Here is a 25,679-nt window from a genome sequence, read left to right on the forward strand (position 1 = left end):
GCGATGAGCGCGGCCGCGCCGGGGCCGGCCTGCCCGGTGTGCGGGAGTCCGATCGCCTCGGCGCGGACCGGTCGACCGGCCCGCTACTGCGGAACACCGTGTCGTCAGGCCGCGCACCGGGCCACGCGCCGCGCCGAGGCCGCCCTGCAGCAGGCCGCGTGGCAACGCCGCCAGCTGACGCGCACCGTCGAGCGCCTGGCCGTGGTGGCCGCCGAGCTGGTGGAGGCTGAGCACCGCCTCCTCGACGTCGACCAGGGCGACGGCGAGGACGTCGACCAGGCGGCCGCAGAGCCGGTGACCGGGTGGGAGGCGCACCTGGCCGAGCTGGCCACCACCCTCGCGCGCCTGGCCTCCAGCGCGGCCGGCACCGCCCGGGGCCACGCTGGCACCGCCGCGAACTACCGCCAAGCCGCGCGCCTGGCCGGTCGAGTCCAGCAGCACGACCAGGACGTCCCGGACGTCCGGCAAGACGTCCCCGCAGGCGGTCAAGACGTCCCGGAGGGGTGGGAACTGAATACGTGAGAAAGGGGCCACGACGAAACCGGAACCCGCCGGCGCCGCAGCACGGGTCACCGAGGAACCGCGCCGTCGCGGTCAGTCCTTCGGTGGTTTTCCGGAGGGGCGAGGTCTTGCCCGGGGGGGTGCCACCGGAATACGGCAGAAACAGGCCACGGTGGCCGCAGACCGGACAGAATCTTGGCTCTGTCCGGTCAACCGAACGACATCCCCACAGGTAGGCGCATCGGCAGTCATGCGGGCCGCAATCCGGCCCCAGGCTGGGCATGGTCATCCACAGCCGAAACCCCAGCCCTCGGCCTCACCGTCCGGCCTGCGGATTCGAGCGACCGCGGCCCGTTTCTGCCGTATTCCGGTGGCACCCCAAATAGGGGAACGGTCAGCCGCCGCTGCACCGCCGTTACATCGCCGCCGACGTCCGCCTCACGCTCCCCCATGTCGTACCGCTCCGAAACTTTCACGCCCGGACGGCCACGATGGCGCTCGCGCACGGGCCGTCCTTGACGGGTGTGCGTTCCCCTCCCATCGTGGGAGCGCTCCCAGTCGATGGAAGGGGTACGACGTGCGTATCAGAGCACTGTTGATTAGCGTGGGCCTGCTGGCCGCCGCCACCGTTCAGGTCAGTGGCGGCGCCGCCCAGGCCGCGGCCGGTCCGGTGCTCAGCGTGGACGCGTCCGCCTCGCGTCACGCGATCAGCCCGTACGTGTACGGCATGAACTTCGCCGACGCGGCGCTGGCGCGGGATCTGCGGCTGCCGGTGCACCGGTGGGGCGGCAACGCCACCACCCGCTACGACTTCCGCAACGACACCAGCAACCGGGCCGCCGACTGGTACTTCGAGAACATCCCCAACGACAACACCGACCCCTCCACGCTGCCCGACGGGTCCGACAGCGACGAGTTCGTCGACCAGAACGTGGCCACCGGCGCCGACACGATCCTGACGCTGCCGCTGATCGGCTGGGCGCCCAAGGCGCGCGCCAAGGCGTGCGGGTTCAGCGTCGCCAAGTACGGGCCGCAGCAGTCGACCGACCCGTGGCAGCCCGACTGCGGCAACGGCAAGAAGCCCGACGGCACCAATATCACCGGCAACGACCCGCACGACACCAGCGCCGAGATCACCCCCGCCTACGTCACCGACTGGATCACCCACCTGAAGTCCCGCTACGGCGCCGCGAACAGCGGCGGGGTGAGGTTCTACAACCTGGACAACGAGCCCGACCTGTGGTTCTCCACCCACCGCGACGTACGGCCGGAGGGGCTGGGCTACGACGAACTCCGCGATCGCACCTACGCCTACGGCGCGGCCGTCAAGGCCGCCGACCCCGGCGCCAAGACGCTCGGCCCGGTCGGCTGGGGCCTGAACTCCCTCATCTACTCCGGCCTGGACCAGGACGTGTGCGGGCGCACCGGCTGCTGGTCCAACCCGCCCGACAAGGCCGCGCACGGCGGCCAGGACCTGGGCGCATGGTACCTGGACCAGATGAAGGCCTACGAGAGCGCGCACGGCACCCGCATCCTGGACTACTTCGACAACCACATCTACCCCCAGCAGAGCGGCGTCCTCGGCGACAACGTCGACGCCGCCACGCAGGCGCTGCGGCTGCGCAGCACCCGCCAGCTGTGGGATCCCACGTACGTGGACGAGAGCTGGATCAACACCCCGGTGCAGTTCATCCCCCGGATGAAGAACCTGGTCGCCCAGCACTACCCGGGCACCAAGGTGGCCATCACCGAGTACAACTGGGGCGCCTTCGGGCACATCAACGGCGCGCTGGCCCAGGCCGACGTGCTGGGCATCTTCGGCCGTGAGGGCCTGGACCTGGCCACGCTGTGGACGGCGCCGACGACCGCGCAGCCGGTCGCCTACGCGTTCCGCATGTTCCGCAACTACGACGGCGCCGGCGGCGCGTTCGGCGAGACGTCGGTCAAGGCCACCAGCGCCGACCAGGACAAACTCGCCGTGTACGCAGCCGAACGGGCCGCCGACCAGGCGCTGACCCTCGTCGTGGTGAACAAGAGCGGCGGCGAGCTGACCAGCGATGTGGCCCTGACCGGCCGGGCCGGCACCGCCCAGGTGTACCGCTACGGTGACGCCGACCTGACGACGATCCAGCACGGGGCGAACCTGACGGTGTCGGCGTCCGGCTTCACCGGCACGTTCCCGGCCAACTCGATCACCACGATCGTCGTCCCCAAGGGAACCACGACGTCCCCCTCGCCCTCGCCTTCGCCGAGCCCGTCCCCGAGCCCCAGCCCCAGCCCGTCCCCGAGTGCCTCGTGCACGGTCGCCTACACGATCGTCAACCAGTGGCAGGGCGGCTTCCAGGCCGGCGTGAAGATCGTCAACACCGGGGCGAGCGCCGTCAACGGCTGGCACCTGGACTGGACCTACGCCAACGGCCAGAAAGTCACCCAGTCCTGGAACGGCAGCTACAACCAGAGCGGCGCGAACGTGAGCGTCGTCAACGTGAACTGGAACGCGTCCCTGCCGGCCAAGGGCGGCAGCGCCGAGTTTGGCTTCCTCGCCTCCCGGACCGGGACGGCCAACGACGTGCCCGCCCAGTTCAAGCTCAACGGCGCGACCTGCGTGAAGGTATGAGAAACGGGACCGGCCCGCGCTCGGGTGAGCGCGGGCCGGTCCAGGTCTGGCGAGGTCAGGCCTTGAGGTTTCGGGAGGCACTCACGCGCGCGCATGCGTGAGGGCCCGCGCCGTCCTTGCGGCCGCCGACGATCTCGTGCGGCCGCAAGGACGGCGACCGCGATTCGTCGCCCACCGCGGCGGGCGCCAGCGAGCGACGAAACCCATGCCGGTCGCGTCACGGTGACCGCCCGTCGACCCGGCGCCCCGGGCAAGACCTCGCCCCTCCGGAAAACCACCGAAGGACTGACCGCGACGGCGCGGTTCCTCGGTGACCCGTGCTGCGGCGTCGGCGGGTTCCGGTTTCGTCGTGGCCCCTTTCTCACGTATTCAGTTCCCACCCCCCGGACGTCCTCGCGGACGTCCCGGGCGGGGAAGACGTCCCGGCCGGGCGGGAGTGGAGCGAGACCGATGTGTGCCTGGCGCGCGTCGACGGCCGCTGGCACCTGTACGGGCCCGACGGCGACCTGCACGTTCCGGAGTTCGGTCTGTTCGGCGACGGCATCGCGGCCCGCGACCAGGCCGGGGCACAGGAAGCGGCGGCCGCCGTCGTCACCGCCCTGACCGGGCGAGCGGTGACCGGCTGGGACCGCGACGCCTGGAGCCGCTCCATCTACGGCGAGTCGACCTGGTACGTCTGCCTGGCCGACTGAGCGGCGCCTGGCACGCCGGGGATAACGCGCCTCATCCCAAGTTCACGTCCCGGGTTTCCTCGTCGGGTGCGACTTGGCAGCGGCGGGATGAGATCAATGTTCCAACCTCTGCTCAGGCTCATGGTGGTGCGTAAAGATGAGGCCCTCGCGTCGACTATGGCCAGGAGGTCTGATCGAATCATGGACAAGATGATCAGAAGCACGTTGTGGTCGCGAGTGAGCCTGATTCTCGCGGTGATGTGCGCGGTGATTGCGGTGTATCTACTGGTCCTGATGTATCAGAACTGGGGCGGCGGTGCGCTGGTCCTCTCCCTGCTGCTCCTGTCTCGGTGACCGGTCCCCCCGTGTACCGACCCTTGGCACTTGGTACGAGAGGCTGCGCGCCGCGCAGCGCGGCCCCGGGTTCCGCGACTTCCGCGACACCCCTACGCGCACCCGCGCGAACCGGGACGTTCCGGCCCGGCCGCGGGGTGGTGTCGGCGTCGGTCGGCGGGTGTCGGCCGGGGTCGTCCCCCGCCCGGTTTCGATCTCACACAATGCTAATTACGTGATCTTTCCCTGTTGCCTGACACTGAGAGGAATCGCGTGAGCTCAACGGTGGAGACCGTCGTCTCCGGAGACTCCGAGAACACCGTCATCCGTGCTGAGTTCCCCGTGAACTACGCGCAGTTCTACCTGTTCGACGGCAATACGTATCGAACCGTGCACCCGGAGCCGAAAGCACCTGGGGTGTCGAACGCGGGCATCCTGCGAACCGTACGGGGAGGAGCTCACCTCGTCACCGGCCTCTATCTCGGAAACGTCGACTTGACCGTGTCCCTGCACCACCACGAGCCTGAGCCGCTGCTGGAGGAATACGAGGACGTGGTCGAGGCCAGCTTCCAAGCCGACGTCGACCCGATCACGGTCATTGCCTGGGATTCCACAAAGTACATCGCCCTGCCGCAGCTGCCGTCCAAGGCCGGCTGGTATCGGCTGCGCTACCACGCCCGCAACATGGACCAGGCTTTCGACCTACGTTCCACAGAGATCATCGACGCGTTTCACCTCCAGATATGGGCCGCCCCTCCAGGTGACGCCGAGGTTCTCCAGGTGGTGTCGGACAGGGCCCGCCGCAAGCTGTCCCGCTGACCGGCCAGCCTTAGCGTCGGTCCGGGGCGCTCCAAGCCGTACGGCGCGGTCCTGGGTTCTGCGACTTCTGCGACCCCCTTACGCGCACCCGCGCGAACCGGGACGTTCTGGCCGGTCGTCGGGTCGTGTCGGCGCCGGTGGGCGGGTGTCGGCCCGCGTCGGTGCGCTGGGTTGCGATAAAATGCCTTATCGCAACCCAGAAACGGGCATTTCGCACGCACCGAAGGAGGCTTCCGGATGACCGAGCTGGCACGGCCGGAACCCGACCCCGCACCCCCGGCGACCCGGCGGCCCGCGCGGTGGCGGCCGGCATCGACCGGGAGCTGAGCGCGGCGGCCCGCGCCCGGGTCGCCGACGGCATGGCCGACAACACCAACCGCGCTTATGCCCGCGACTGGGAGACCTTCACCACCTGGTGCGCCACGACCGGCCGCTCGCCGCTGCCCGCCTCAGCCGAGACGCTCGCCGAGTACGTCACTCACCTGGCCATCACCCCGACCCGGCGCGGCACCCTCCCGGCGCCCTCGACGATCGAACGGGCCCTGGCGTGCGTGCAGTCCCGCCACAAGAAGGCCGGCCTGACCGTCAACGCCGAGGGCGGCCGCCTGGCCCTGCGCGCCTACCGCAAGGAACGGGCCAAGACCGGTACGCGCACCCGCAAGGCGCCGCCCGCCGAGCTCACCGTCCTGCGGGCGATGATCGACGGCTGCGACCCCGCCACCGTGACCGGCCTGCGCGACCGCGCCGCCTTGGTGCTCGGCTTCGCCCTGATGGGCCGTCGCTCCGAGCTGGCCGCTCTCGACCTGGAGGACCTGGCGCTGACCGCAGACGGCCTGGAGGTCACCATCCGCCAGTCCAAGACCGACCAGGACGCCCGCGGCGAGGTCGTCCCCCTGCCGTATGGCTCACACCCCGAGACCTGCCCGGTGCGCGTCGTGCAGGCCTGGGTTGCCGTCCTGGACGGCCAGGGCATCACCTCCGGGCCGCTGCTGCGCGGCGTCGACCGCCACAGCCGCATCACCACCGCCCGCCCCGGGGCGCGGGGAAGGCCTCCGAGCGGATGAGCGGGCACGGCCTGAACCTCATCGTGCGCCGCGCCGCGACCCAGGCCGGGCTCCCCAACGCGGAGACCTACACCGCGCACTCGCTGCGCGCCGGCGGGGCCACCACGGCCGCCAAGCACGGTTCCCCGGTCTCGGCGATCGCCCGTCACGGCCGCTGGTCGGAGAAGTCCCCGGTCGTGCACGTTCGGGTGCGCTCCTCAGGCATCGTGCACGCCGTCGTGATGACCCGCTGGCTGGGCGGGGAGCGGATGCCGGGCCCGGCGTGCATGGCCGGAGTCAGCGGCTGGGACCCGGGCGCGGCCCATCCGCACCGTGGTGCGGTCACCTGCCGCCCCGGTACCCAGCTTCCCCAAAGGCCTATTTTATCGCTTCAGCGGCTGGTTAACGCCAGCGGTAATGCAGGTCTACCTTGTCGTTGCTGGGGTTGTAGGTGCAGTAGTAAGACTGGTACTTATTTGAATAATTCACTGCCGTGCTTAGGCATATCCCACACTGGCTCGCGGAAAATGACCGCTCAAAGTAACTGTTGGGATAGGCCGAGGTCCGCAGACCGCATTGGTTTCCGAGGATGCCCACGGAACCCGAAGCCGATGCGGACGCCGGTGTCGCCGCGACGGCCGGCACCACGAGCGCCGATGCGCACAGGACCATCGCTGCGAGTTTTCTTGCCACTGCCATGAATTCTCCTTCGTAACAGTCCCGAGCAGGCGGCCTCCTCGCCTCAGCGGATATCCGCCTGTGCTCGGAGACGGGCTTTCCCCGACCGGATCGAGGGTCGCGATACCCCCCGCCCCTGGCCGGGATGGGCCGTGGTCACCACCACGGCCTGCTACAGATTGTTTTGGCTGCGGTCCTCGTCAAGCCAGGACCGCAACATTGCGGAACTTTCCTCTCAGAGTCTCGGGGACGGCGGGAGATATGTCCTTGTCGATCTGTGCCAGGTTGTTGAAATGCGTGCCATCGGTGGCCGGCAGGGCAGTCATGGAGTGACGCGGTAACAGGCGGGCCGCTCAGAAACGCCCATATGACCGACGTCTTAGCGGGTGCCTGCCGGACGGATCCTGAGCGTGAGGCGACCGTCGGAGTGAGCGATCGCCATGGACTTCGTCCGATACGGCACGTAGCCGGTCGACGACCCGCCACTCCCCTGGAAAAGCTCTCCGACGGGCTGGCAGGCCACCGCTCGAAGCGAGACCGGACTCGGGAGGGCAACCACTGCGGACAACGGCTAAAGAATGGCCAGAATGTTATTTCAGAAACCGAGCCGACTGGCCCAGTTGGCGCCGATAGTCGCGGGGGTTGAGTCCATATGCGGTGGAGAATGCATGAGAAAAGTTGGTGACGTCGGTGAAACCCCATCGGGTCGCGATGGCGTGGATCGGCCGGTCATGGAGGGTGGGGTCGGAAAGGTCACGCCGGCAGCGGTTCAGCCGCTGAGTGCGGATCCAGGCGGCCACGGTGGTGTCCTGGGTCTGGAAGAGCCGGTGCAGGGTGCGGATGGAGATGCCGTGAGCGGCGGCGATGGTGGCCGGAGACAGCTGCGGGTCGGCCAAGTGCTGCTGCATGAAGGCGTGGATGCGCAGCAGGAGGATGCGCTGGCGGCTGGCGGGCGGCACGACCGTGTCGGCTTCGAGGCGGTGGGCGAGCAGCGCGGTAAGCAGATCGGTCAGGACGGTCCCGAGACGTAAGCGATCGGCCATCCTGTACTGGTCGCTGCCGTTGACTAGACGGGTGAGGAATCCCGAGATCAGCGCGCCGATTCCCTCACGGCCTGATAGCGGCGTAGCGGTTAGCCGCTCCACTTTGTGCAAAGGCAGCGGTAGCAGCGTGGCGGGAAACACCACCATTACTCCGTAGGTGGTTTCCTTGCTGAAACCCGTTCGTATCTGATGGGGACGCGAGGTGTGGTAGAGCACCAGGTACGAAGGTTGTGACAGAACGCATCTGCGGTCCTGCGTTATCGCGGTCTCTCCACGCAGGTTGAATGCAATCTGGAACAGTTCGGGATCGGACTGGCGGATCATTCGAGATGTCCTGTACGCCTCGCAGGGAGAAGCCTCCACTGCGGAAACATGGACGGCACCCAGATCTATAGATTCGATACTTCCCCGGAAGCTTGCAGGATCATCGCAAGTGATCATCATAGGAGCCACCACCTGCTGGAACATGTGGTCATGCCAGGAATCGAACCGCTCGTCCACCGGTAGATCCTCTGTGTGAATCACTGTCCTCACTGGTCACTCCCTCACCACAAATCATTTGATGGCTGATATGCCCCAATTCTCACATATCATCTCAAAGTACTCGCTTTAATTGCAAACTATCTGAAAATGGTGAGCTTGGTGCTTGCGTTGTGAAGCTGGCCCGCCAACGGATCTGCGCTGAACGGCTCACATCCCCTCCCTCGTGCGGCCGACCCATCACCCGGTGCCCTCCACCGCTCTATGTCAACAGCCCGTTGACGCGCGCCTCCACCTCACCGCTCCACATCTCCCCGGATAAGTCACATTATCCGGGGAGTCTCGGTAGGATCTCCCCGGATAACCACCGGGCAGCGGCCAGGCTAACTCCGGAAAAACTCCCCGTATAAGAAGAGGGCAGGGGTGACCGTGAGCACCAACAGTAAGATCAACAACGGCGGCGATGGCAAGGCCAGCAAACAGGTCGGCGACCCGAACGGCGATAGGAGAACAATGGTGGTGATTCGGTCCGACCGAACCGACCTCTGAAATCCCAGGCGCAGGGTCATGTCGCGACTCGACAGCAGTTGGCACAGGGTGGTTTTGGCGATAGCGCGGGGAGACGGTGAAGGCTGCCACCGGTTCGATGGCAGCCTTCGCAGATGTCATGGAAGGAAAAGTGCGTCCACTCAAGGCGCACCGCATTTACTGAACGCTACGATTTAATAATAAACGTATTGGTCAATCTCTAGGCCGGCACCTGCTGCAGCAATCCATTCTATGACCTGAGTATTTAGTGATACACCTTTCTCCATAGGGTTATCGGTGTTGCGAAATTCTTGAACGACAACAAGGGAGATTTCCCAGTTGCTTTCCGATTTTAATTTCCGAAAAGTGTAGGCGGTTGGAAGCCCCCACGAAACAAGCTCCTCAAATGCCTCTTCCGGTCTTTCGAAGCCAGATTTCGGCCCAACGCTTGCGCTCCACGAACTAAACTTGTAAAGCTTCCCTGTTTTGATTGATCTGTCTCCAGCTCGAACCGCATGGTCAGCAACCATCCCTGTGGCGGCCGATACCTGAGCTGGATCACCGTCATCACTAACGAGACGCAGGGATATCTTGAACATGCTAAATTATTCCCATTTGTAGCCAGTCTTGATTTTTGCCTTGCCGTCCTTGCTGATTAGCCAGTAGTAGCCGTCCGATCCTCGATATACATCAAAGCGGGCTATTTTCGCACCTCGACCTAGTTCGTCTTGCTTTAGCTCGTGGGGATCTATGCCATATTTCTCTTCGAGCTCCTTTTCGAGGCGCTTCTCTCTTATCTTATTGAAGGAAACGGCCTCTTCTGCCGCTTCCTCTGCAGCATCCCCACAATCAGGATTTTGTTGTGTGTTTGAATTGTGGACAAGGACGTTTTTGTTTCCTGCAACCACATGATAGGTGTGGAAGCTGTCGACAGTCAGGTTGTGTACACGCTGATGTCCGGTAGTCCACTTCGCGATCCCCACGACTTGGAGTCGGTCGCCGGCACTGGTCTGCAGCCATGTCCCGGTTTGAAGCTTGGTGGCTTTGACCCAGTTTCGCTGATTGCTGACCCAGAAGGGGTGCTGATCGGTAGCGATGACGACGCCAGTGGCGGTGCCCTTGTCACCGTCGGTGTCGACGGTGATCTGGACGAGGTTCTTGGCGCCCTGGCTGGTGATGAGCGCAATGACGGGTTTCGCCGTCGTGATGCCCGTCTTGGGGTCGGTGGCGATAACCTTGTCGCCGACCTTGATCTGTTCGATGGGTTTCTCGGTGCCGTCGGCCATCGCCACCTTGGTGCCGGGGACGAAGCTGCTTGGTCGTTTACAGGCCGCGTAGGCCTTTTGTGCAGTCTCCCTGGCCTTTTCAGCGATCTTCAGTTTGTCCTTGGACGTGACCCAACTTTTGAAGGCGTTGATGGCGTCGCCCGCGTGTTTCCAGACCTTCTTCCCGATCTCATAGGCCTTCTTCCACTTCCATGGCACCGCATACTTCGTGGCGAGTTTCCCGGCGAGGCCGCCAGCGAGTGAGCCGAGAATGTTGAGCGCCGTTTCCCCGCACGCGCCGAGGTTGCCACTAGTGAAACACTTGATGCCGGCAGTGATGCCGAGCTCGTCCGCGGCGATCTTAGCCAGGGCCAGCACCGCCTCGAGCATCAGCTTGAACTGCCGGTCGACTTCGGCCTTCGCGGCGGCGGCGTTGGCCTCGGCCACCTGCTTCCGCTGGAGCTTGCAGGCCCGGCTGCTGGGCTTGGCGCAGGGATCCGCATTTCCCTCCGGCAGGGGCGCGGGGCGCAACCCCGTCGGGTCGGACGCTCCGATCGGGTTGTTGCCGCCGTAGCTGTAAGGGTTGAGCCACTGAGGTTTGTCGAGGCTGAGCAGTGGGTCGGTGGAGACGAACTTGGCGATGGACGGGTCGTAGTAGCGGGCGGAGAGGTAGTTCAGGCCGGTGGAGTCGTCTTCGATCTTGCCGAGGAAACCGCGGTCGGTGAAGGGCAGGTCATCGGAGCCGCGGCGCTTGCCGTAGGGCAGGTAGCGTTCGCGGGCGACCTGGCCGGTGGCGTCGTCGACGGCCAGCTGGGTGGAGCCGTGCAGGCCCGAGGCCAGCCATTTGATGCCGGCGCCGGTGCGCAGGGCGACAGTGGAGCCGTCGGGGCCGGTGTAGTAGCGGGTGGCCTTTACCGTTCCGGCGGACAGCTCCAGCTCCATCGCGCCCAGGTAGAGGGTGGCGGTGCCGTCGGGTTCGCGGCGGATCAGCCGCTCGCCGTCGGCGTCGTAGACCATCGAGGTCTCCGCGCCGTCGATGACGGCCTTGTCCAGTTGGCCGAGCGGGTTCCAGGTGAAGGTGCCCTGTTTGCCGCCGACGGTGCGGGCCGTCAGCTGCCCGGCGTTGTCGTAGCCGTAGGTGTCGGTGCCGACGGTGCCGCCGGCGCGAGCGATGGAGGTGACCGCGTTGGGCCGTACCGCCGAGGCGCCCGGGGCGGGGTAGGTGTAGGTGGCGGTGGTCGCGCCGTCGGTCAGGCTGGTGAGGTTGCCGACTCCGTCGTAGGCGTAGCTCTGGTTGTAGGGGTCGACGCCGCCGGTGGCGGGGCCGGTGGCGCAGGAGGAGGCGGTGGTGGTGAACGCCGTGCTCAGCCGGGACAGGCCGTCGTAGGTGAAGCATTCGGACTGACCCGGTGTGGTGCCGGGGATGGCGGAGGCGGCGTCCAGGATCCGGGTGATCTCACCGGCGGCGTTGTAGGTGACCTGGTCGTCCTGGGCGATCTGCGGGGTGGCGGTGTCGGCCTTGGCGGTGGTGGTCAGCCGCGACAGCCACCCGGTCGAGGTGTCCCAGGTGAAGGTCCGCTTCACCTGCGCGTTGGCACCGTAGTGGCGCTCCGACAGCCGGGCTGTTTCCGAGTAGAGGGTGTCCTTGACGTAGGTGGTGGAGCCACCGTGGTTCGAGGTCAGCGCCTTGGGCAGGCCCAGATCGGTGTAGGACAGGGCGAGCGTTTCGGCGGAAAGACCACCGGCGGCGGGCATGCCCTGTTCGATGGGGTTGCCAGCCCGGTCGTAGGCGGCGGTGAAGGCGTAATCGCCGGCCAGGAGCCCTTCGGAGCCGGGGATGGTGAGCTTGGTGCCGGTCGGTCGATAGGAGTCGTCGTAGCCGGTGACGGTGTCGGTGTATGCGTTGGTGCCGACGTAGCGGGTGGCTGACGTCAGTTGTCCCTTGGCGAGGGTGTCGTAGACCCACTGGGCGACCTTGGTGCCGGTCCCGGCCTCACCCACCCACTGGGTGGTGCGGCGGCCGAGGTCGTCGTAGCTGTAGGAGAGCTTCGTGCCGTTGCCGTTGATGCCCCAGAGGATCCGGCCCATGGCGTCGTAGCCGGTGGTGCCGTTGCCCGCGTCAGGGTCGGTGGAGGCGGTGCGCCGTCCCAGCCAGTCGTAGGTGAAGGTGCGGACGTTGCCGTTGGCGTCGGTGACCTTCGCCAACTGGCCCGCCACGTTGTAGCCGTAGAGGGTGTCGTGGTGGACGGTCGCGTCCTTCCACTCCTCGGTCTTCACCGTTCGCCCGGCGGCGTCCGAGACGGTGGCGGTCTTACCGCCGACCGGCGGGGTGACCTCGATGCGGTCGGCGCCCGGATAGGCGGTGGTGGTGCGGCGCAGTTCGGTGGCCAGGCTGCGCTCGATCACCGCGGTGGGTCGCTGCAGGGTGTCGTACAGCGTCTCGGTCCACTGTGGCAGGGTCGTGAGCACCGGGTTGAGCAGGCCACTGCCCGGCGCGGCGGTGTTGTAGGCCGGCTGGGTGACGGCTCTGGTCAGGCCGCGGGCGTCGTAGGTGGTGGCCACCACGATCCGCCCGCCCGCCGGGGAGGTCGATTGGACCTCGCGGGTACGGCCCAGACCGTCGTCGTAGGAGTAGGTGGTGAGGTATTTGGCGTTCGTCCCGGTGCCGGACAGCAGCTTGCGCATCGTGGTCTTGGCCGGTGCGGTGGCCGAGACGGCGTAGGCGACGGTCGCGGTCGGGGTGGCGCCGCTGCGCGGCTCGCCCGGACCCCACAACGTGGTGGTACGGCCCAATGCGTCGTAGTCGATTTCCAGCCGTCTGCTGTTGGCGTCGACCAGCGAGGACGGCAACCCGCTCAGGTGTGAGGATTTGGTGGTGACGGTGTGGCCGAGTGGGTTGGTGACGGTGGCACCGGCACTGGGCCAGCCCACCGCTGGGCTGTAGGAGGTGGTGGTCGTCTTGTCCAGCGCGTCGGTGGAGGTCAGCGGGCGGCCGTAGTCGTCGAAGGTCGCCTTCGTCGTGGAGATGCTGGTGGCACTGGCATAAGTGCGGGTCTCGGTGACGTTGCCGTCGCTGGGGGCATTCGTCGCCGGGTCGGTTCCGCCGTCGTACAGGCTGATGCTCTTGGCGAGAACCGTCCCGGCGGCGCAGTCGTCGCCGGAGCGCCGCTCGACGGTCGAGGGCAGGTTGGTGAACCACTGCCCGGAGGCGACGTTGCGGGCGTACGTCGTGGTGGAGCAGGTGTTGTCAGTCGTGATGGCGGTGTCGCCGTAGTCGTTGACCTTGTTGGGCAGGCCGTCGGCGTTGTAGGCGGTGCGTGACTCGGTCCACCGCCAGGTGCCGCCGGTCACCTGTTCGCGGCCGCGTTCCTTGGTGCGCAGCACGAACGCCGGATCCTGCACTCCTGGGCCGCTGCCGGTGGACTGGACGGTGTACTCATACCTCGTCGACTCGACCTCGGCGAAGGTGCGGGGGCTCAACGAGGTGAGCTTCCAGCTTTGTTCCTGCAGGACCTGGCCTTGCAGGGCTTTGACGTCGGTGACCGTGGTGCCCTCGAAGGTGGTGACGGAGGTGCCCATGCCGCGCAGGAAGGTGTCGGAGGTGACGGTGAAGTCCGCCGCGTCCGAACCTGATCCCCGGGTGGTGCGCACGGTCGCGTACCCGCGCCAGTCGGTCGATGGCGGCACCAGCCCCGGCTGGGCGTACTCCACCGGCGAGGCCCAGCCCGGCCCGCCCAGGTACTCATAGCTGTTGACCATGTCAGGGGAGGCGGCGACGGTGTCTTTTTCGGTAACCTTGGTGACCAGCTGTTTGTAGTACAGCGTCCAGGCCTCGTTGCCCCCCTCACTCATGTCGATCTTGTAGCAGTCGCCGGTGTGGTCGGCGTGGTAGTTGGTGCCGTCACGGCCCTTGCCACCTGAGCACGGGTCGGCCTGGCCGTAGGCGACCTCGATCCGCCCGCCCATCCCGTTGGCGATCGCGCCGATCCTCGGCACCATCCGCCATGACAACAGGTCCGTCCAGTCGGAAATGTCGTCATAGACCATCTTCCCGGCCAGCATGGTCGCGTCGAAGTCCGTGGGGGGCAGCGTGATGCTCCCGCCGGCCAGGCCGGTCTGCTGGATCGTATCCAGCCACAACACCGGGTCATACGGCGCGCCGAAGTCGGTACGGGTGTACACCCACGTGTAGGTCAGGTTCAGCCGGGTCACCGGATCCCACGCGCTGGTGGCCGGATTCAGCGACTCGGTCAGTAGCGAATCCAGTTTGCGGGTGGAGTAAAAGGCGATCGCGCCGTTGGCACACCCCACCTGGGCGTCACACCTGAGGTCGGTCGGCGCATCGGTCGAGCCGCGATCAGAGGTCGTGAAACTCGTCCGGGTAGTCGGCACGCTACCGGCCACCTGGGTGTTGTGGCCCCACTCGGCCTTGGCCAAAAAGCCGCCCCGGTCGTAGGGCAGCACCCGGTAGCTCTCGTGGAAACAGCTGGGCAGGCAGAACCAGTTGGTCTCGCGGTTGTAGGTGTAGTCGACGACGTTCTCGTTGGCGTCTATCGACTGGTCGAGGTTCCAGCGCCACACCCCGGTACAGGTCGGCGGGATCGCATCGGCGATGTACCGGTCGTAACACGGTTCACCGGACTCGTTGCCGACGTAGGGCACCTGCCACTGAGCATCTTTTCGGTAACCGAACCGCGACACCTGCCCCTCGGCCGAGGTCACCTTCCAATACGCCTGGCTGTCGGCGCCGCCGGACAACTGCTCGATCTTCCAGCCGAAGTCCGGCACCGTCTTCCACAGCCCCGAGATCCGATCCTTAACGATCTGCGCCGAACGGCCTCCGACGTTGAGCACCAGCTCCGACTGCGACATGTCGTTGGTCGAGGCGTCACTATCGTTGGCGTCGGGCGATTCCCAGCACAACGCCTTACCGAACGTGCCGATCTCCTCGGCCGTCCAGATCAGGTCGGCCTGCTCGTTGTAGAAGTTGTCCACCACGCACCGGCGGTACTTACGCTCGATGAAACCCGTGTTGAGCTCCCAGCCCGCCCCCACCGCGCTGGACTGGTTGTTGGTCCAGTTCCCCTGACCATCGACGGAGGAGGCGTCATAGCCCAGCGACAGGTCAGGGCCATTGCCGATCGGCGACGGCGCCTCAGGCAGCGGGTAGTCATAGCTGAAGCCGCCGCCGGAAGTGCCGGCCTGCCAGGTACCCGAGGGTTTGAGGTCGGTGGCGCCGAAGTTGCCGTCCGGGCCGGTCAGCCCGGCGGCCATCAGATACACCGCCCCCTCGGCGAGCTGCTTGGCCGCGGCCGCCTCGGCGGCGGCTTTCGCTGTCGCCTTCGCGTCATTCTTCGCCGGTGCGGGAATCTTGGCCGGTGTGCCCTGACCGATCTCGACCTCGGCGATCAGCGCACCGGATTTGAGGTCGTTGGAGGTCTTCACCACCTGCGGTTGGATCACACACCCGCGTGGGCGCGGTGTCTGGACGGCACAGGCAGGCAGTCGCAGGATCTGCAGGCGGCCGGCGAAGTTGCCGCCGAACCCGTCACGGAAGCTCGCGTAGGAGAACTCCGCCCGCACCTTCCCGGGTTGATCCCCGCCGTCGGCCCGCTCGAACCGGGCCGCCACTCCCACTCCGCCCAGCGTGCGTACCGCCTCGGCAGGCAGCGTCTGCACCTTCACCGTGCCGACATCGGCACCGGAGCCCACCGCCCCCACTCGGACCGGCAGCTCACCGGCCCGCACCAACGTGGACTTCACCTCCACCTCGGCGCTGCCCGCCTTGGGCCATACCGGAGGCTTCGGCGTCACCACTGGCGCGCTGTCCTCCGCACCCTTGTCGGCCTTGGGTTTCGGCACGGCGCGCCCGTCCACCGAAGGCTCGGGATCAGGGGTGGGAACGGCCGCGGCCGCTGGTTGAACGAGGCGTTCGGGAACTCCCACCCCGGAGATCAAAACCGCCATCACCACCCCGATCACCAGGGCAATAAGACGAAATCGCGCGCGCCGAACCCGCATCCCGAACCCTTCCGCAGGCACGCTGACGCAGACCCCGAACAAGGGGCCGTCACACGTCAGCGAGCAGATAAAGAGCAAATAAGAGGACGATCACCGTGGATGTTGATCGAGATGACAAGAGCGGTCAACCCGCGGGAAAGTGTCTTACCAGTTACGCGGGGCGATGATCCGCCGTGCTGCCACAACATCGAGAGCTTGTTGACCCTGGTCAAGATCACATCTACAGGCGCGTTCCAGTCAGGGCGACACTTCGTAAATCAAGGAATGTGACTTGCCTCACACCAAGGCCCGAAAACGCAATTTCATGAGGGTGCTGACCGGAAACTATGGGCACTTGTGGGTGTTTCCATCTTTCTCGTGAATATCTATGCATGCGGCATGAAATGCCAATGACCGCTCGACGCGACCAATGACAGATCCTGAACCCAAGTAGCAGGTCAGGTGTATGCGGTCACCGTCGTGTGCTGGGTGGTCAGCACGGTCAGCTCGGCCAAGACCGGGGCGAGCTCAGCGCGTAGGGGGGCGAGGTGGGGGGCGGTGATCTCGTGCAGGATTACGCGGAGCCGGGCGGCGATGAAGCGCATCCGGGTGATGTCGGCGGCGGGGATCGGCTGGGTGGGGTCGGTGGCTGCCGCTGAGAGGGTGGCGAGGCTTTCGGCGAGTTCGGCCAGGCCGTCGGCGAAGTCCTCATCGCCTTGCGCGGCGACGCGCTCGGCGTATGTTGGCAGGTGGTGGGCGGCGGTGAGCAGGTGTTTGCCGTGTTCGGCCAGCCGGGCGCTCCCCCTCGATGCCCAACGGCGCAAAGAGATCGAGGACGGCTTGCAAGCTGCCCTCCAGGTCGCCATGGGCGTCGGGGAGAATGCGGATCGTGCAGTTACCGGAGACCTCCACGACCTCCGTAACCCACGTGATGCCCTCGGCGTCGGTGTCGATGCGAACCACATCGCCACAGGCGACTCCGCGCACGAAGAAGGGGATGTTATCCAGCCTCGCCCGATCTGGACCGAGGGGAATCGCCCACAGACGCTCAGAGCCGACCGGAGGCCAGCCGTCATCTGGTGAAAGCTCGAACACCACCCGCACGTGCGGGGCCGCAGCGCTGTGCATCACGACAGCAGAATGCCCTAAACCCAGACACCGCACCGCACGGGTGAGCAGATCGCACAGCCACCCGGCATATCGATCATCACCATGCCGTCGCGGCGATCAGCAGGCCGGTGATGACCGTTTCGTCGAAGAGCCTCGGAGCGGGAGGCTCTGGCCAGGCAAGGAAGGCGGGGTGGCCAGGAGGCGGCCGCAGGGGTTCGCTGCCGAGCCGATCGGCCAGGTCGCCAGGCAAAGTCTGCCTGTGGCGATCGGTTACGAGGTCAATGGTGGTGGTGTTGGGTGTTTCTCGGCGGCGAAGTGATTATCCGGTCGGACCCTTCGAGGTGGTTATGCGGCGTCGCATCATGATCGTCGACGGTGGGGTGAATGCGGGCTTATGGCATGATCATCTTCCATGAGGTGGACAGTGACGATGGCCGGTGTGGTGGGACTGGCGGCCCTACCGGCTCCTGCCCAGGCTGGGGCGGCCGTCGATGTGGTCGCGGCGGTGCAGCGGCTGCAGGCCCAGAGCCAGGTGTTGAAGGTCGTGCAGCACACCGCGGCTGACTGGCCGTATGATCCTCGCTTTGGTGAGATGCCGCGCGGCGCGTGCCGGGGGGACAACGGCGACCCCCACCTGAGGGGGGTGGCGCGGCTGGGCCGGGGCGGGGTGGTCGCCGCCGATGTGACGCGCTCGATGCTGCTCGGCAAGTGTCACCTGCAGTTCCTGCGGGATGACGCCGCGGGTGGTGACCGGCGGTCGGCCGACCTCGCCAAGGTCGGCTCGGCAGCCCACAAGGTACGCAGCGTCGGCGGTGTGCTGTATGGCTCGGGGCCGGCCTACGGCGGGAAGTCATGGGCGCGGCTCGGCAGCGCCCCCGGTGGCGCGGCCCTGTACGGCGACCAGATCATCGATGTCTTCGACCTCGGCACGCTCAAAGCCTTAATCGCCTCGGCCTCCAGCAGCAAGTCGGGTCCGACCGTCCCTGACGCCGACAACCGGGCCGTCAAGACCTGGAGCTATCGCGGCACGACCACCTTCGGGCAGCTGTTCAAGGCATCGAAGCCGTTCAAGCAGATGCTCGGCGGGCGGCTGAACCCCAAGTACAGCCGCATCACCCTGCACTGGGGAATCTCGACCGACCTGTCTGGCAGGCCCGTCGTCGTGCAGGCGATCTGGCGACCGGGCGAGGGGTATCCGATGCAGGCGGTGGCCGTGGCCACCCGGTTCAGCTGGAACACCAGGACCGCCGCCATCACGGCTCCGCGTGCCGATAGGACAGCGCGGGACCCCTACGGGGACGACGTCATCGACCTCTTCCGACCCTGACCGGCGATCCCCTTCAGGATTGATCGAGATCTGAACGGTCAGGCAGCGCGAGGACAACAATGGGAGCAACGGGACCGTCATTGGCAGTGCGGATTGTTCGAGCAGGTCTGGGCGGTGCACGACCAACAGCGTTGAGTCGGCTTTTGGCCCGAACACGGCGGGATAGTCCGGCGCGACAACACGATCTTTAATGTTTCCGCAGGTCGCGGCGACTATCTGTACCATGATCCATTTCACCGCCACTGGCTGTCCCCGCGTTCTTTGATCCCGAGTTACTGAGGTTGAACTCGTGGTGTCATAGATCCTGACGTGCCTTGATTTGCGGGTACACCGGCATCATGAGGTACGCGCAAGGCGGAGGATTGTCCTCCGAGCGAAGAGCGTTCCGCGAACGACTGCGATTGCAGGCGTCTGAGAGGTTCGCCCGCAACGAATCCAGCACGGCCATCGCCCGGGACCTGCGAATCACCGTCCGGTCCGTTCAGCGATGGCGCAGGAACTGGCAGGCCGGCGGGACCGGTGCGCTGCGCTCGCACGGGCCGGCCTCCCTCCCCCGGCTCGGCGAGCGGCAACTCGCCGAACTGGAGCAGGAACTGGCCAAGGGGCCGACCGCGCACGGCTGGCCCGACCAGCGCTGGACCCTGGCACGCATCACGGCCGTGCTCGGGCGGCGTTTCCATCTGACCTACACCCTCCAAGGCGTGCGCAACCTACTGATCCGCAACGGCTACTCCTGCCAGGTGCCGGCCCGGCGTGCGATCGAGCGCGATGCGGCGGCGGTGACCGGCTGGGTGAAGGAGACCTGGCCAAACGCGGAAGATACGCGGCGCCGCTCGGCGCCTGGATCGTCTTCGAAGACGAGACCGGCCTGTCGATGACGCCGTCCATCATGCGCACCTGGGCACGGCGCGGCCATACCCCGGTCATCACCGTACGAGGCCGCTCCCGGCGCCGGATCTCGATCGCGGCCCTGGCCTGCTACAAACCCGGCCACCGCTCCCGGCTGATCTACCGGCCCCGCCCAGAGACCCGGCCCGACGGCCGTAAATCCTTCGCCTGGAGTGACTACCGGGACCTGCTGATCGCCGCACACCGCCAACTCGGCGGCCCGATCGTGCTCATCTGGGACAACCTCGGGCACCCACCTGACCGCGGGGATGCGCGCTTTCACCGCCACCCAGGACTGGCTGACCGTCGTTCAGTTGCCCAGCTATACCCCCGATCTGAACCCGGTCGAGGGCATCTGGTCACTGCTGCGGCGCGGGTTCCTGTCCAACATCGCCTTCACCAGCCCAGAACACCTGATCCGCACCATCCGACAAGGACTGCGCACCATCCAATATCGCAGCGACCTCATTGATGGCTGCCTCGCGGGAACCGGCCTGGCCCTCACACCGGCATAGCCACTCACGACGTCACGAGTTCAACCTCAGTAACTTGCGCCGCAAATCCCAGTGGATTCGGCCCCAGTGAAGGTCTGCGCGAAGGAACCCTGCCGCCGTCGCGGAGCCGGGTGGCGCCGGGCCGGTAAGTCCGACTTTTCACACAACTTGTGTCCCGTCCGGGTGAACCTTGCGAGTTCTGGACTTACCTTGCGAGGGATCTTGCAACGTTCGGATTAAGGCTGCGACCCGGCGACTGCTGAACAGTCCGATGCGGTCGGTGCTGAGCGATATGCGGTGGCTGCCCGGCAGAGTCTCGGAGCCGACATCGTTCTGATCTACGCCTACGCATGGGGCTGGGAGGAGTTACACCGGATCGAAGCCGAGATGGCTGACGAGGCCGACCCACAAGCCGTGACCTCCATGGACGATCCCAGGCCGCCGGATTTCGTTCGAGGTCACTCAATGTCCCGAAGCCTCGAGGTCGTGGGCACGGTGCAAGCCCAGTCTCCGGTTCAGGTGCCCGATCAGCCGGGTGACTGTGGTGCGGGGCAGCACGCGGGGGACCCACGTCGCCGCCCTGTTGGTCGCACGCCCCGGGTAGGAGTTGACGGCGCCCTTGGCGAAGGCGTCGAGGGTCTTGATCGCGACGCCTTCCGGCGCGTCGGTGAAGGCCGGGTTCATGGTGGCGGAGGTGTGGTCGAAGAACCCCGTGTCGGTGGCTCCGGGGTGCGCTCCCATGACACGAACTCCCGTGCCGCGAAGTTCCTCGGCGAGCGACTCGGTGAACGACAGCACGAACGCCTTCGTCGCCGCGTAGCTGGCCTGGTACGGCATTGACTGGAAGGCGGCTGTGGAGGCCACGTTGATGATTCCGCCGTGCCCCCTCTCGGCCATGCGGCCGCCGAGCACGTGGGTCAGGCTCATCAGGGCGGTGATGTTCAGCTCGACCGAACCGACGTTGCGCCGCAGCGAAGTGCTCAGGAAAGGGCCGACGGCGCCCGCGCCCGCGTTGTTGACCAGCAGATCGACGGTACGGCCCTGCCGGTCCAGTTCCGCGATCAGAGCCGTCACCCCGCCGGGGTCGGCGAGATCGGCCGTCACGGGGTTCACCTCGACCTGGTGCGCCGTGCGGATCTCGTCGGCGACCCGGCGCAGCGCGTCGCCGGAGCGGGCCACGAGCACGAGATGAGCCCCTCGACGTGCGAGTTCGTGCGCGTAGGCCTCGCCGAGTCCCTTTGACGCGCCGGTGACGAGTGCGGTGACACCGCGGTATCTGTACATGATCGTCCAACCCCATTTACTTCGAGTCTCAAAACAAAAATAGGCTAACAGCTTCGAGTCTCGAAACAAACTGCTATCGTCAAGGCATGACGAACCAGGCGCTGGAGCAGGTGGTGCGGGCCAGTCATGAGGTCTTCATGCTGACCAGTGACCGCATCGCCAAGGCACTCGAGGAGCTCCGGCTCACACATGCGACGGCGCAGGCCCTGTGGGCGATCGATCCCGGGGAGCCCGCGCCGTCGATGAGGGTGCTGGCGGGCCGGCTGTTCTGCAACGCGCCCAACCTCAGTTTCATCGTCAACCAGCTGGCCGATCGCGGGTACGTCGAGCGTGCCGTGGACCCCGGCGACCGGCGTTCCCGGGTCGTCGTGCTGACCGAGCAGGGCCGACGGGTACGCGAGCGAGTCATCGGCGTGACGCTTGCCGAAACCCCGTTCGCCGACTGCGAGCCGGAAGATCTGAGCCGCCTCGCCGAAATCTTCCAGCGGGTCCTGAGCCGCACCGGCCAGTAAGGCCGGCGTTGTCGGGACAGCCCTCGTGGTCGGGCTTGTGTTCGGGCTCGCAGCCGGGCTCACGCTCGGAAATCACCATGCTTGGCCGGCCTACACGATCGCCGTCCGGCGATTAGCCAAAAAGGAGCACCTGCTCCGCAAGCTGATGGCCTTCCTCGACGACGCCCACCGCCTCGGCCCGCTCCGCATCATCGGCCCATCCACCAGTTTCGCCACGCCGAACTCCAAGACCGCATCGCCGCTCTATCCCCACCGAGCGGCAAGCCCACAACACCAAGATCCCAACTGAATCCGAACAGCCCCGCCTCGCATCGTCCGGATCAATCTGACGCCTTCCAGTTCGGCGACTTTGCTCTCGCCGCCTCGCGCCGGAACGGACAACTTGCTCCGGGATGATCATGAGCAAAGTGCGGCGCCGCGGTCGGTCTCGGCGTGATCGACCGCCTCGAGGACGCCGGGTGGGTCAGCGGCCGGTGGGAGGACAATCCTCAGCCCAACAAGCCGCGCCGCAAGCTGTACGTGCTCACCCCCACCGGGGTGGTGGAAGCACGCGCGCTGCTGGCCCAGCGGCGCCCTGCTCCCGTACAGGCTCAACCGGGCCGGCTCAGGCTCGGCACGGCCTTCGCCCGCTGGCTCGGCCTCGGCACCCGGAGCACCCCGAGGAGCAGCTGGTGAGCACCTCGGACATCATCATCGGCGTCGGACTGGGGCTGGCCGTGAACGAAATGAGTGACGTCTGTCCCTGGCTCGCCGTCAGGCTCGCGGCCCTGGCCGCCCGACTGCGGTACGGCGACACCCCGCGCGCCGCCGAGCGCGGCGAAGTCGTCGCCGCCTACATCAACGACCGGCCGGGCAAGCTGCTCAAGCTGCTGACCGCCCTGGGGTTCGTGACCGTCGGGGCGGTCGTCGGCCTGCGTAGGCACAAAAGGTCCCTCGGCCTCGATGTGCGCTGGCGCGCGAGCGAGGGACTGATGGCCACCGCCCTGGGAGGGATGATCTGGGGGCAGACCCCCTGCTGTGGCCGGATCAGACGATCTGGTCCATGATCGGCGGCGTCATCGTCATGTCCAGCGGGCTCGTCCAGATCGTTGCCGCCTACGCCAACCGGCCCTGGTACACGACAGCCAGGGCAGCAGTGCTGATGGCCTGCTCGGTGGGCTTCGCGCTGGGCGCGGTGGCCAGGGTTCTCACCGTCGACGTCTTCCCCATCGCCATCATCGATGTCGCGATCACGGCCTCTCTGTCCATCGGGGCACTGGCGGCCTTCGCCATCGGCCTGACGAAGATCTTCAGGCCCGCAGACATCCCGAGCATCGCGCAGATCCTCGCCTCCGAGGCCGCGCGCCGAGCCGAGCGGGACGATCCGCGATAGGTCACGCTGGCGCAGGCCGGTGCGGTGCCGGTTTCCGGTGCTCACCCGGGCTGCGCCGCACCGGCGTGACCGACGGTGCCGAAGTCCAGGTGCCGGTTCATGTCGAGCTCGAAGCGACCGTACAGGTTCAGGTGAGTCCAAAACAGTGCCGACAGGCGCGCCGGTCGGCCGGGGTGAGCCGGTCGGCCAAGGCCGGATGGCCCGCGAGGAGGATGAGTGCAGGAATTAGCGGTAGCTAGCTGATCTTCGTTTCGGTTCGGTGACGAGGCGGGTTTGCCCGGATGAGGGGTCGTACGTTCCGGGGTCATGCCCTTCGAATTTCTCTCTGATGAGCAGGTCGCCCTGTACGGGCGGTTCCGGCAGGAGCCGTCGGCGGCGGAGCTGGAGCAGTTCTTCCGGTTGGACCGGGTCGCGCTGGAGCAGGCGGACAAGCGGCGGCGCCCGGCGACGAAGCTGGGCTGGGCGGTGCAGTAGGGCACGGTGCGGATGCTGGGGGTGTTCCTGGCCGAGGACCCCACGGCGGTGCCGGCCAGGGTGGCGGCGTTCGTCGCTGAGCAGCTCGGTGTGGCTCCGGAGGAGTTCGCCGAGTACGGACAACGGTGTACCAACACGCGTGGGAGATCCGCGAGTTGCTGGGCTACCGCGACTTCGCCGAAGGAGAGGACGAACCGCGTCGCTTTGTGGCGGCGCGGGTGTGGTCGACGACCGAGGGCCCGCGGGCGCTGTTCCACCGGGCGGTGGTGTACCTGGTCAAGGAGCGGGTGCTGCTGCCGGGTATCACGGTGCTGACACGGCTGGTGGGCGAGGTGCGCCGGGAGGAGAACGCCCGCCTGTACGGGCTGCTGGCCGAGCGGACACCGGCCGAGACCGCCGTGGCGCTGCGGGGCCTGCTGGCGGTGCCGGAGGATCGGCGGGTGTCGGAGCTGGAGCGGCTGCGGACGTCGCCGGTGAAGGCGTCGGGCCGGGTGCTGGTGCGGGAGCTGGACCGGGTCTCAGAGATCGGCGGGCTGGGTGCCGGGCGGGTGGAGGTGGAGCCGGTGCCGGCGGTGAAGCTGGCGTCGCTGGCCCGGTACGGGATGGCGTCCAAGACCCCGACGCTGCGGGACCTGGAAGAGCGGCGGCAGACGGCGACGCTGCTGGCCACGGTCCGGCATCTGGAGGCCGCGTCGATCGATGACGCCTTGGACGTGCTGGGCCTGCTGGTCACCTCGAACCTGCTGGCGCGGGCCGAGCGGGCGGGCAAGGCTGAGCAGCTGCGGACGCTGCCCAAACTGCGCAGTGCCGCACGCCACGTCGCCTCGGCGATGGAGATCCTGATGAGCGCGCCGCAGGCGACCGAGGACCGCCTGGTCTCGTTGGCGGAGGTGTGGAACGAGATCGAGCGGGTGGTGCCGCGCGAGAAGTTGACGGCGGCGGTCGAGGTGATCGCGGCGTTCGTGCCCGAGACCGACGATGACGCCGCGGCGGCGTGGCGGGCCGAGCTGGTCAAGCGGTACCGGACGGTGCAGCAGTTCATCGAGCTGCTGCTGAAGGTGACCGAGTTCCGTGCGGTGGAGGCCGGGCAGCCGGTGCTGACGATGGTGGCCGCGGCCGCCGCGATGGCCAAGTCGCGCCGCCGCTACGATCGCGCCGATGTCGCCGCGCACGAGGAGCTGATCACCGGGTCGCGGCGGCCGCTGGTGTTCGCCAATCCCGACCTGCCCGCAGGGCAGGTCGACAAGGCCGCGTTCACGTTGTGCGCGGTGATGCACCTGCACACCGCGCTGCGCCGCCGGTACGTGTTCGCCGCCGGCGCCGACCGGTGGAGCGACCCGCGCGCCCGGCTGCTGGAAGGCACGGGCTGGGACGCGGCGCGGCCGCGGCTGCCGGCGGCGCTGGAGCCGGAGGAGGAACCGGCCGGGCACCTGGCCGAACTCACCTCGTTGCCATCCACACCCTTGACGGCGGCCCGCGGCCGGAGACTGTGGTGACGGACACGGGCTCGTACTCCGACATCGTGTTCGGGCTGTTCGCGATCTGCGGCTACCGGTTCTCCCCGCGCATCGCTGACCTGGGCGACACCCGCCTGTGGCGCACCAAAACCCGCGCCACCTACGGGCCCCTCGACGCCATGTCCCGGCACACCATCCGCCTGGACAAGGTCCGCGGCCACTGGGCCGACATGCTCCGCGTCGCTGGATCGTTGACGACGGGGTGCGGGCCTACGACCTGATCCGGATGCTCCAGGCAGGCGGACGCCCCACGGGCCTGGGCGAGGCGTTTGCACACTACGGGCGGATCTTCAAGACCCTGCACCTGCTCCAGTTCATCAGCGACGACGCCTACCGGCGGATGATCGGCACCCAGCTCAACGTCCAGGAAGCCCGCCACCGGCTCGCACGCCGCATCGCCTTCGGTAACCGCGGACAGCTCCGCCAGCGCTACCGCGAAGGGATGGAGGACCAGCTCGACGCCCTCGACGCCGTCGTGTGGTGGAACACCCTCTACCTGGACACCGCCGTCAAGCAGATCCGCGCCGGCGGGTTCCCGGTGACGGATGAGATGTGCTCGCGCCTGTCACCGATCGCGTTCGAGCACATCAACTTCCTCGGCCGCTACCCCTTCACCCGCGCCGACCCCGCCGCCGGACTGCGACCGTTCCGCGACCCGGCCACCGCGCCGTGACGGCCCTCCGCTCCCGAACACGTCCCCAGCCGCCAGGTAGCGGAGTGAAG

20 protein-coding genes and 2 pseudogenes are annotated in these 25,679 nt (G+C 67.0%); 16 read left to right on the plus strand and 6 right to left on the minus strand.

The window, feature by feature from the left end; genetic code table 11:
* Positions 1-3 precede the first annotated feature (3 nt).
* The 6 genes from ACFFRH_RS39970 to ACFFRH_RS39995 all read left to right on the plus strand — a co-directional run bounded on the left by ACFFRH_RS39970 (position 4) and on the right by ACFFRH_RS39995 (position 6,005).
* Positions 4-522, plus strand: a complete 519-nt coding sequence (locus ACFFRH_RS39970; RefSeq protein ID WP_386162882.1) for a hypothetical protein — start codon at positions 4-6, stop codon at positions 520-522.
* A gap of 556 nt (positions 523-1,078) precedes the next feature.
* Positions 1,079-3,118, plus strand: a complete 2,040-nt coding sequence (locus tag ACFFRH_RS39975) for a glycoside hydrolase family 44 protein (RefSeq protein ID WP_344748987.1) — start codon at positions 1,079-1,081, stop codon at positions 3,116-3,118.
* A 452-nt stretch (positions 3,119-3,570) separates the two neighbouring features.
* Positions 3,571-3,810 carry a hypothetical protein gene (locus tag ACFFRH_RS39980; RefSeq protein WP_344748988.1) on the plus strand — a complete coding sequence of 80 codons (240 nt, stop codon included), beginning with the start codon at positions 3,571-3,573 and terminating at the stop codon, positions 3,808-3,810.
* Positions 3,811-3,990: 180 nt separating this feature from the next.
* Positions 3,991-4,143, plus strand: coding sequence for a hypothetical protein (locus ACFFRH_RS39985; RefSeq protein WP_344748989.1), 153 nt, complete (start codon positions 3,991-3,993; stop codon positions 4,141-4,143).
* A 252-nt stretch (positions 4,144-4,395) separates the two neighbouring features.
* On the plus strand, positions 4,396-4,941 hold the full coding sequence (locus ACFFRH_RS39990; protein WP_386162887.1) for a hypothetical protein: 546 nt from the start codon (positions 4,396-4,398) through the stop codon (positions 4,939-4,941).
* Positions 4,942-5,240: 299 nt separating this feature from the next.
* Complete coding sequence (locus ACFFRH_RS39995) at positions 5,241-6,005, plus strand: site-specific integrase (RefSeq protein ID WP_344748991.1); 765 nt, start codon at positions 5,241-5,243, stop codon at positions 6,003-6,005.
* Positions 6,006-7,252: 1,247 nt separating this feature from the next.
* On the opposite strand, the gene ACFFRH_RS40000 is transcribed toward ACFFRH_RS39995, so the two are convergent.
* The 5 genes from ACFFRH_RS40000 to ACFFRH_RS40020 form a co-directional block, all read right to left on the minus strand.
* A complete protein-coding gene (locus ACFFRH_RS40000; protein WP_344748992.1) occupies positions 7,253-8,206 on the minus strand; it encodes a helix-turn-helix domain-containing protein in 954 nt (317 codons plus the stop codon).
* A 701-nt stretch (positions 8,207-8,907) separates the two neighbouring features.
* Positions 8,908-9,312: a DUF4279 domain-containing protein gene (locus ACFFRH_RS40005; protein WP_344748994.1), complete on the minus strand. Its 405-nt coding sequence runs from the start codon at positions 9,310-9,312 to the stop codon at positions 8,908-8,910.
* 6 nt (positions 9,313-9,318) lie between these two features.
* A complete protein-coding gene (locus tag ACFFRH_RS40010; RefSeq protein WP_386162892.1) occupies positions 9,319-15,960 on the minus strand; it encodes a polymorphic toxin-type HINT domain-containing protein in 6,642 nt (2,213 codons plus the stop codon).
* A 476-nt stretch (positions 15,961-16,436) separates the two neighbouring features.
* Positions 16,437-16,802: a hypothetical protein gene (locus tag ACFFRH_RS40015; RefSeq protein WP_386162961.1), complete on the minus strand. Its 366-nt coding sequence runs from the start codon at positions 16,800-16,802 to the stop codon at positions 16,437-16,439.
* On the minus strand, positions 16,687-17,106 hold the full coding sequence (locus tag ACFFRH_RS40020) for a DUF4265 domain-containing protein (RefSeq protein ID WP_386162955.1): 420 nt from the start codon (positions 17,104-17,106) through the stop codon (positions 16,687-16,689). The genes ACFFRH_RS40015 and ACFFRH_RS40020 overlap by 116 nt, the downstream gene beginning before the upstream one ends.
* Before the next feature lie 394 nt (positions 17,107-17,500).
* On the opposite strand from ACFFRH_RS40020, the gene ACFFRH_RS40025 reads away from it, so the two are divergent.
* From ACFFRH_RS40025 to ACFFRH_RS40035, 3 genes are all read left to right on the plus strand, one after another.
* Entirely contained in the window at positions 17,501-18,415 is a 915-nt protein-coding gene (locus tag ACFFRH_RS40025; protein ID WP_386162894.1) for a hypothetical protein, read from the plus strand.
* Between the two features lie 338 nt (positions 18,416-18,753).
* The gene (locus ACFFRH_RS40030) at positions 18,754-19,293 is read left to right on the plus strand and encodes a winged helix-turn-helix domain-containing protein (RefSeq protein ID WP_386162897.1); all 540 of its coding nucleotides are present in this window, start codon (positions 18,754-18,756) and stop codon (positions 19,291-19,293) included.
* Positions 19,294-19,560: 267 nt separating this feature from the next.
* Positions 19,561-19,818 (plus strand): transposase, encoded by a 258-nt coding sequence (locus ACFFRH_RS40035; RefSeq protein WP_446697432.1) that lies wholly within the window; start codon positions 19,561-19,563, stop codon positions 19,816-19,818.
* A 441-nt stretch (positions 19,819-20,259) separates the two neighbouring features.
* Here the strand turns inward: ACFFRH_RS40035 and ACFFRH_RS40040 are convergent, their stop codons facing one another.
* On the minus strand, positions 20,260-21,081 hold the full coding sequence (locus tag ACFFRH_RS40040) for an SDR family NAD(P)-dependent oxidoreductase (RefSeq protein ID WP_386162902.1): 822 nt from the start codon (positions 21,079-21,081) through the stop codon (positions 20,260-20,262).
* Between the two features lie 86 nt (positions 21,082-21,167).
* Here ACFFRH_RS40040 and ACFFRH_RS40045 point away from each other — a divergent pair, with 86 nt between their 5' ends.
* The 7 genes and pseudogenes from ACFFRH_RS40045 (at position 21,168) to ACFFRH_RS40075 (ending at position 25,629) form a co-directional block, all read left to right on the plus strand.
* The gene (locus ACFFRH_RS40045) at positions 21,168-21,593 is read left to right on the plus strand and encodes a MarR family winged helix-turn-helix transcriptional regulator (protein ID WP_355522279.1); all 426 of its coding nucleotides are present in this window, start codon (positions 21,168-21,170) and stop codon (positions 21,591-21,593) included.
* Between the two features lie 25 nt (positions 21,594-21,618).
* Complete coding sequence (locus tag ACFFRH_RS40050; RefSeq protein ID WP_386162905.1) at positions 21,619-21,882, plus strand: hypothetical protein; 264 nt, start codon at positions 21,619-21,621, stop codon at positions 21,880-21,882.
* A 143-nt stretch (positions 21,883-22,025) separates the two neighbouring features.
* A complete protein-coding gene (locus ACFFRH_RS40055; protein ID WP_386162908.1) occupies positions 22,026-22,268 on the plus strand; it encodes a PadR family transcriptional regulator in 243 nt (80 codons plus the stop codon).
* The gene (locus ACFFRH_RS40060) at positions 22,265-22,639 is read left to right on the plus strand and encodes a hypothetical protein (RefSeq protein WP_386162911.1); all 375 of its coding nucleotides are present in this window, start codon (positions 22,265-22,267) and stop codon (positions 22,637-22,639) included. Before ACFFRH_RS40055 ends, ACFFRH_RS40060 begins: the two co-directional genes overlap by 4 nt.
* Positions 22,636-22,965: a hypothetical protein gene (locus ACFFRH_RS40065; RefSeq protein WP_386162913.1), complete on the plus strand. Its 330-nt coding sequence runs from the start codon at positions 22,636-22,638 to the stop codon at positions 22,963-22,965. Before ACFFRH_RS40060 ends, ACFFRH_RS40065 begins: the two co-directional genes overlap by 4 nt.
* A 306-nt stretch (positions 22,966-23,271) precedes the next feature.
* A pseudogene (locus tag ACFFRH_RS40070) lies at positions 23,272-24,935 on the plus strand (DUF4158 domain-containing protein).
* Positions 24,936-24,961: 26 nt separating this feature from the next.
* Positions 24,962-25,629: pseudogene (locus ACFFRH_RS40075) on the plus strand (Tn3 family transposase).
* Positions 25,630-25,679 lie beyond the last annotated feature (50 nt).

The organism is Streptosporangium vulgare (genome assembly GCF_042428775.1).
Taxonomy (GTDB): Bacteria; Actinomycetota; Actinomycetes; order Streptosporangiales; family Streptosporangiaceae; genus Streptosporangium; species Streptosporangium vulgare.

Coding starts and splice junctions, on each gene's coding strand:
- ACFFRH_RS39970 (WP_386162882.1), top strand. CDS start 4: ATGAGCGCGGCCGCGCCGGGGCCGGCCTGCCCGGTGTGCGGGAGTCCG.
- ACFFRH_RS39985 (WP_344748989.1), top strand. CDS start 3,991: ATGGACAAGATGATCAGAAGCACGTTGTGGTCGCGAGTGAGCCTGATT.
- ACFFRH_RS40005 (WP_344748994.1), bottom strand. CDS start 9,312: ATGTTCAAGATATCCCTGCGTCTCGTTAGTGATGACGGTGATCCAGCT.
- ACFFRH_RS40020 (WP_386162955.1), bottom strand. CDS start 17,106: ATGCACAGCGCTGCGGCCCCGCACGTGCGGGTGGTGTTCGAGCTTTCA.
- ACFFRH_RS40025 (WP_386162894.1), top strand. CDS start 17,501: ATGAGGTGGACAGTGACGATGGCCGGTGTGGTGGGACTGGCGGCCCTA.
- ACFFRH_RS40030 (WP_386162897.1), top strand. CDS start 18,754: ATGAGGTACGCGCAAGGCGGAGGATTGTCCTCCGAGCGAAGAGCGTTC.
- ACFFRH_RS40040 (WP_386162902.1), bottom strand. CDS start 21,081: ATGTACAGATACCGCGGTGTCACCGCACTCGTCACCGGCGCGTCAAAG.
- ACFFRH_RS40045 (WP_355522279.1), top strand. CDS start 21,168: ATGACGAACCAGGCGCTGGAGCAGGTGGTGCGGGCCAGTCATGAGGTC.
- ACFFRH_RS40065 (WP_386162913.1), top strand. CDS start 22,636: ATGATCGGCGGCGTCATCGTCATGTCCAGCGGGCTCGTCCAGATCGTT.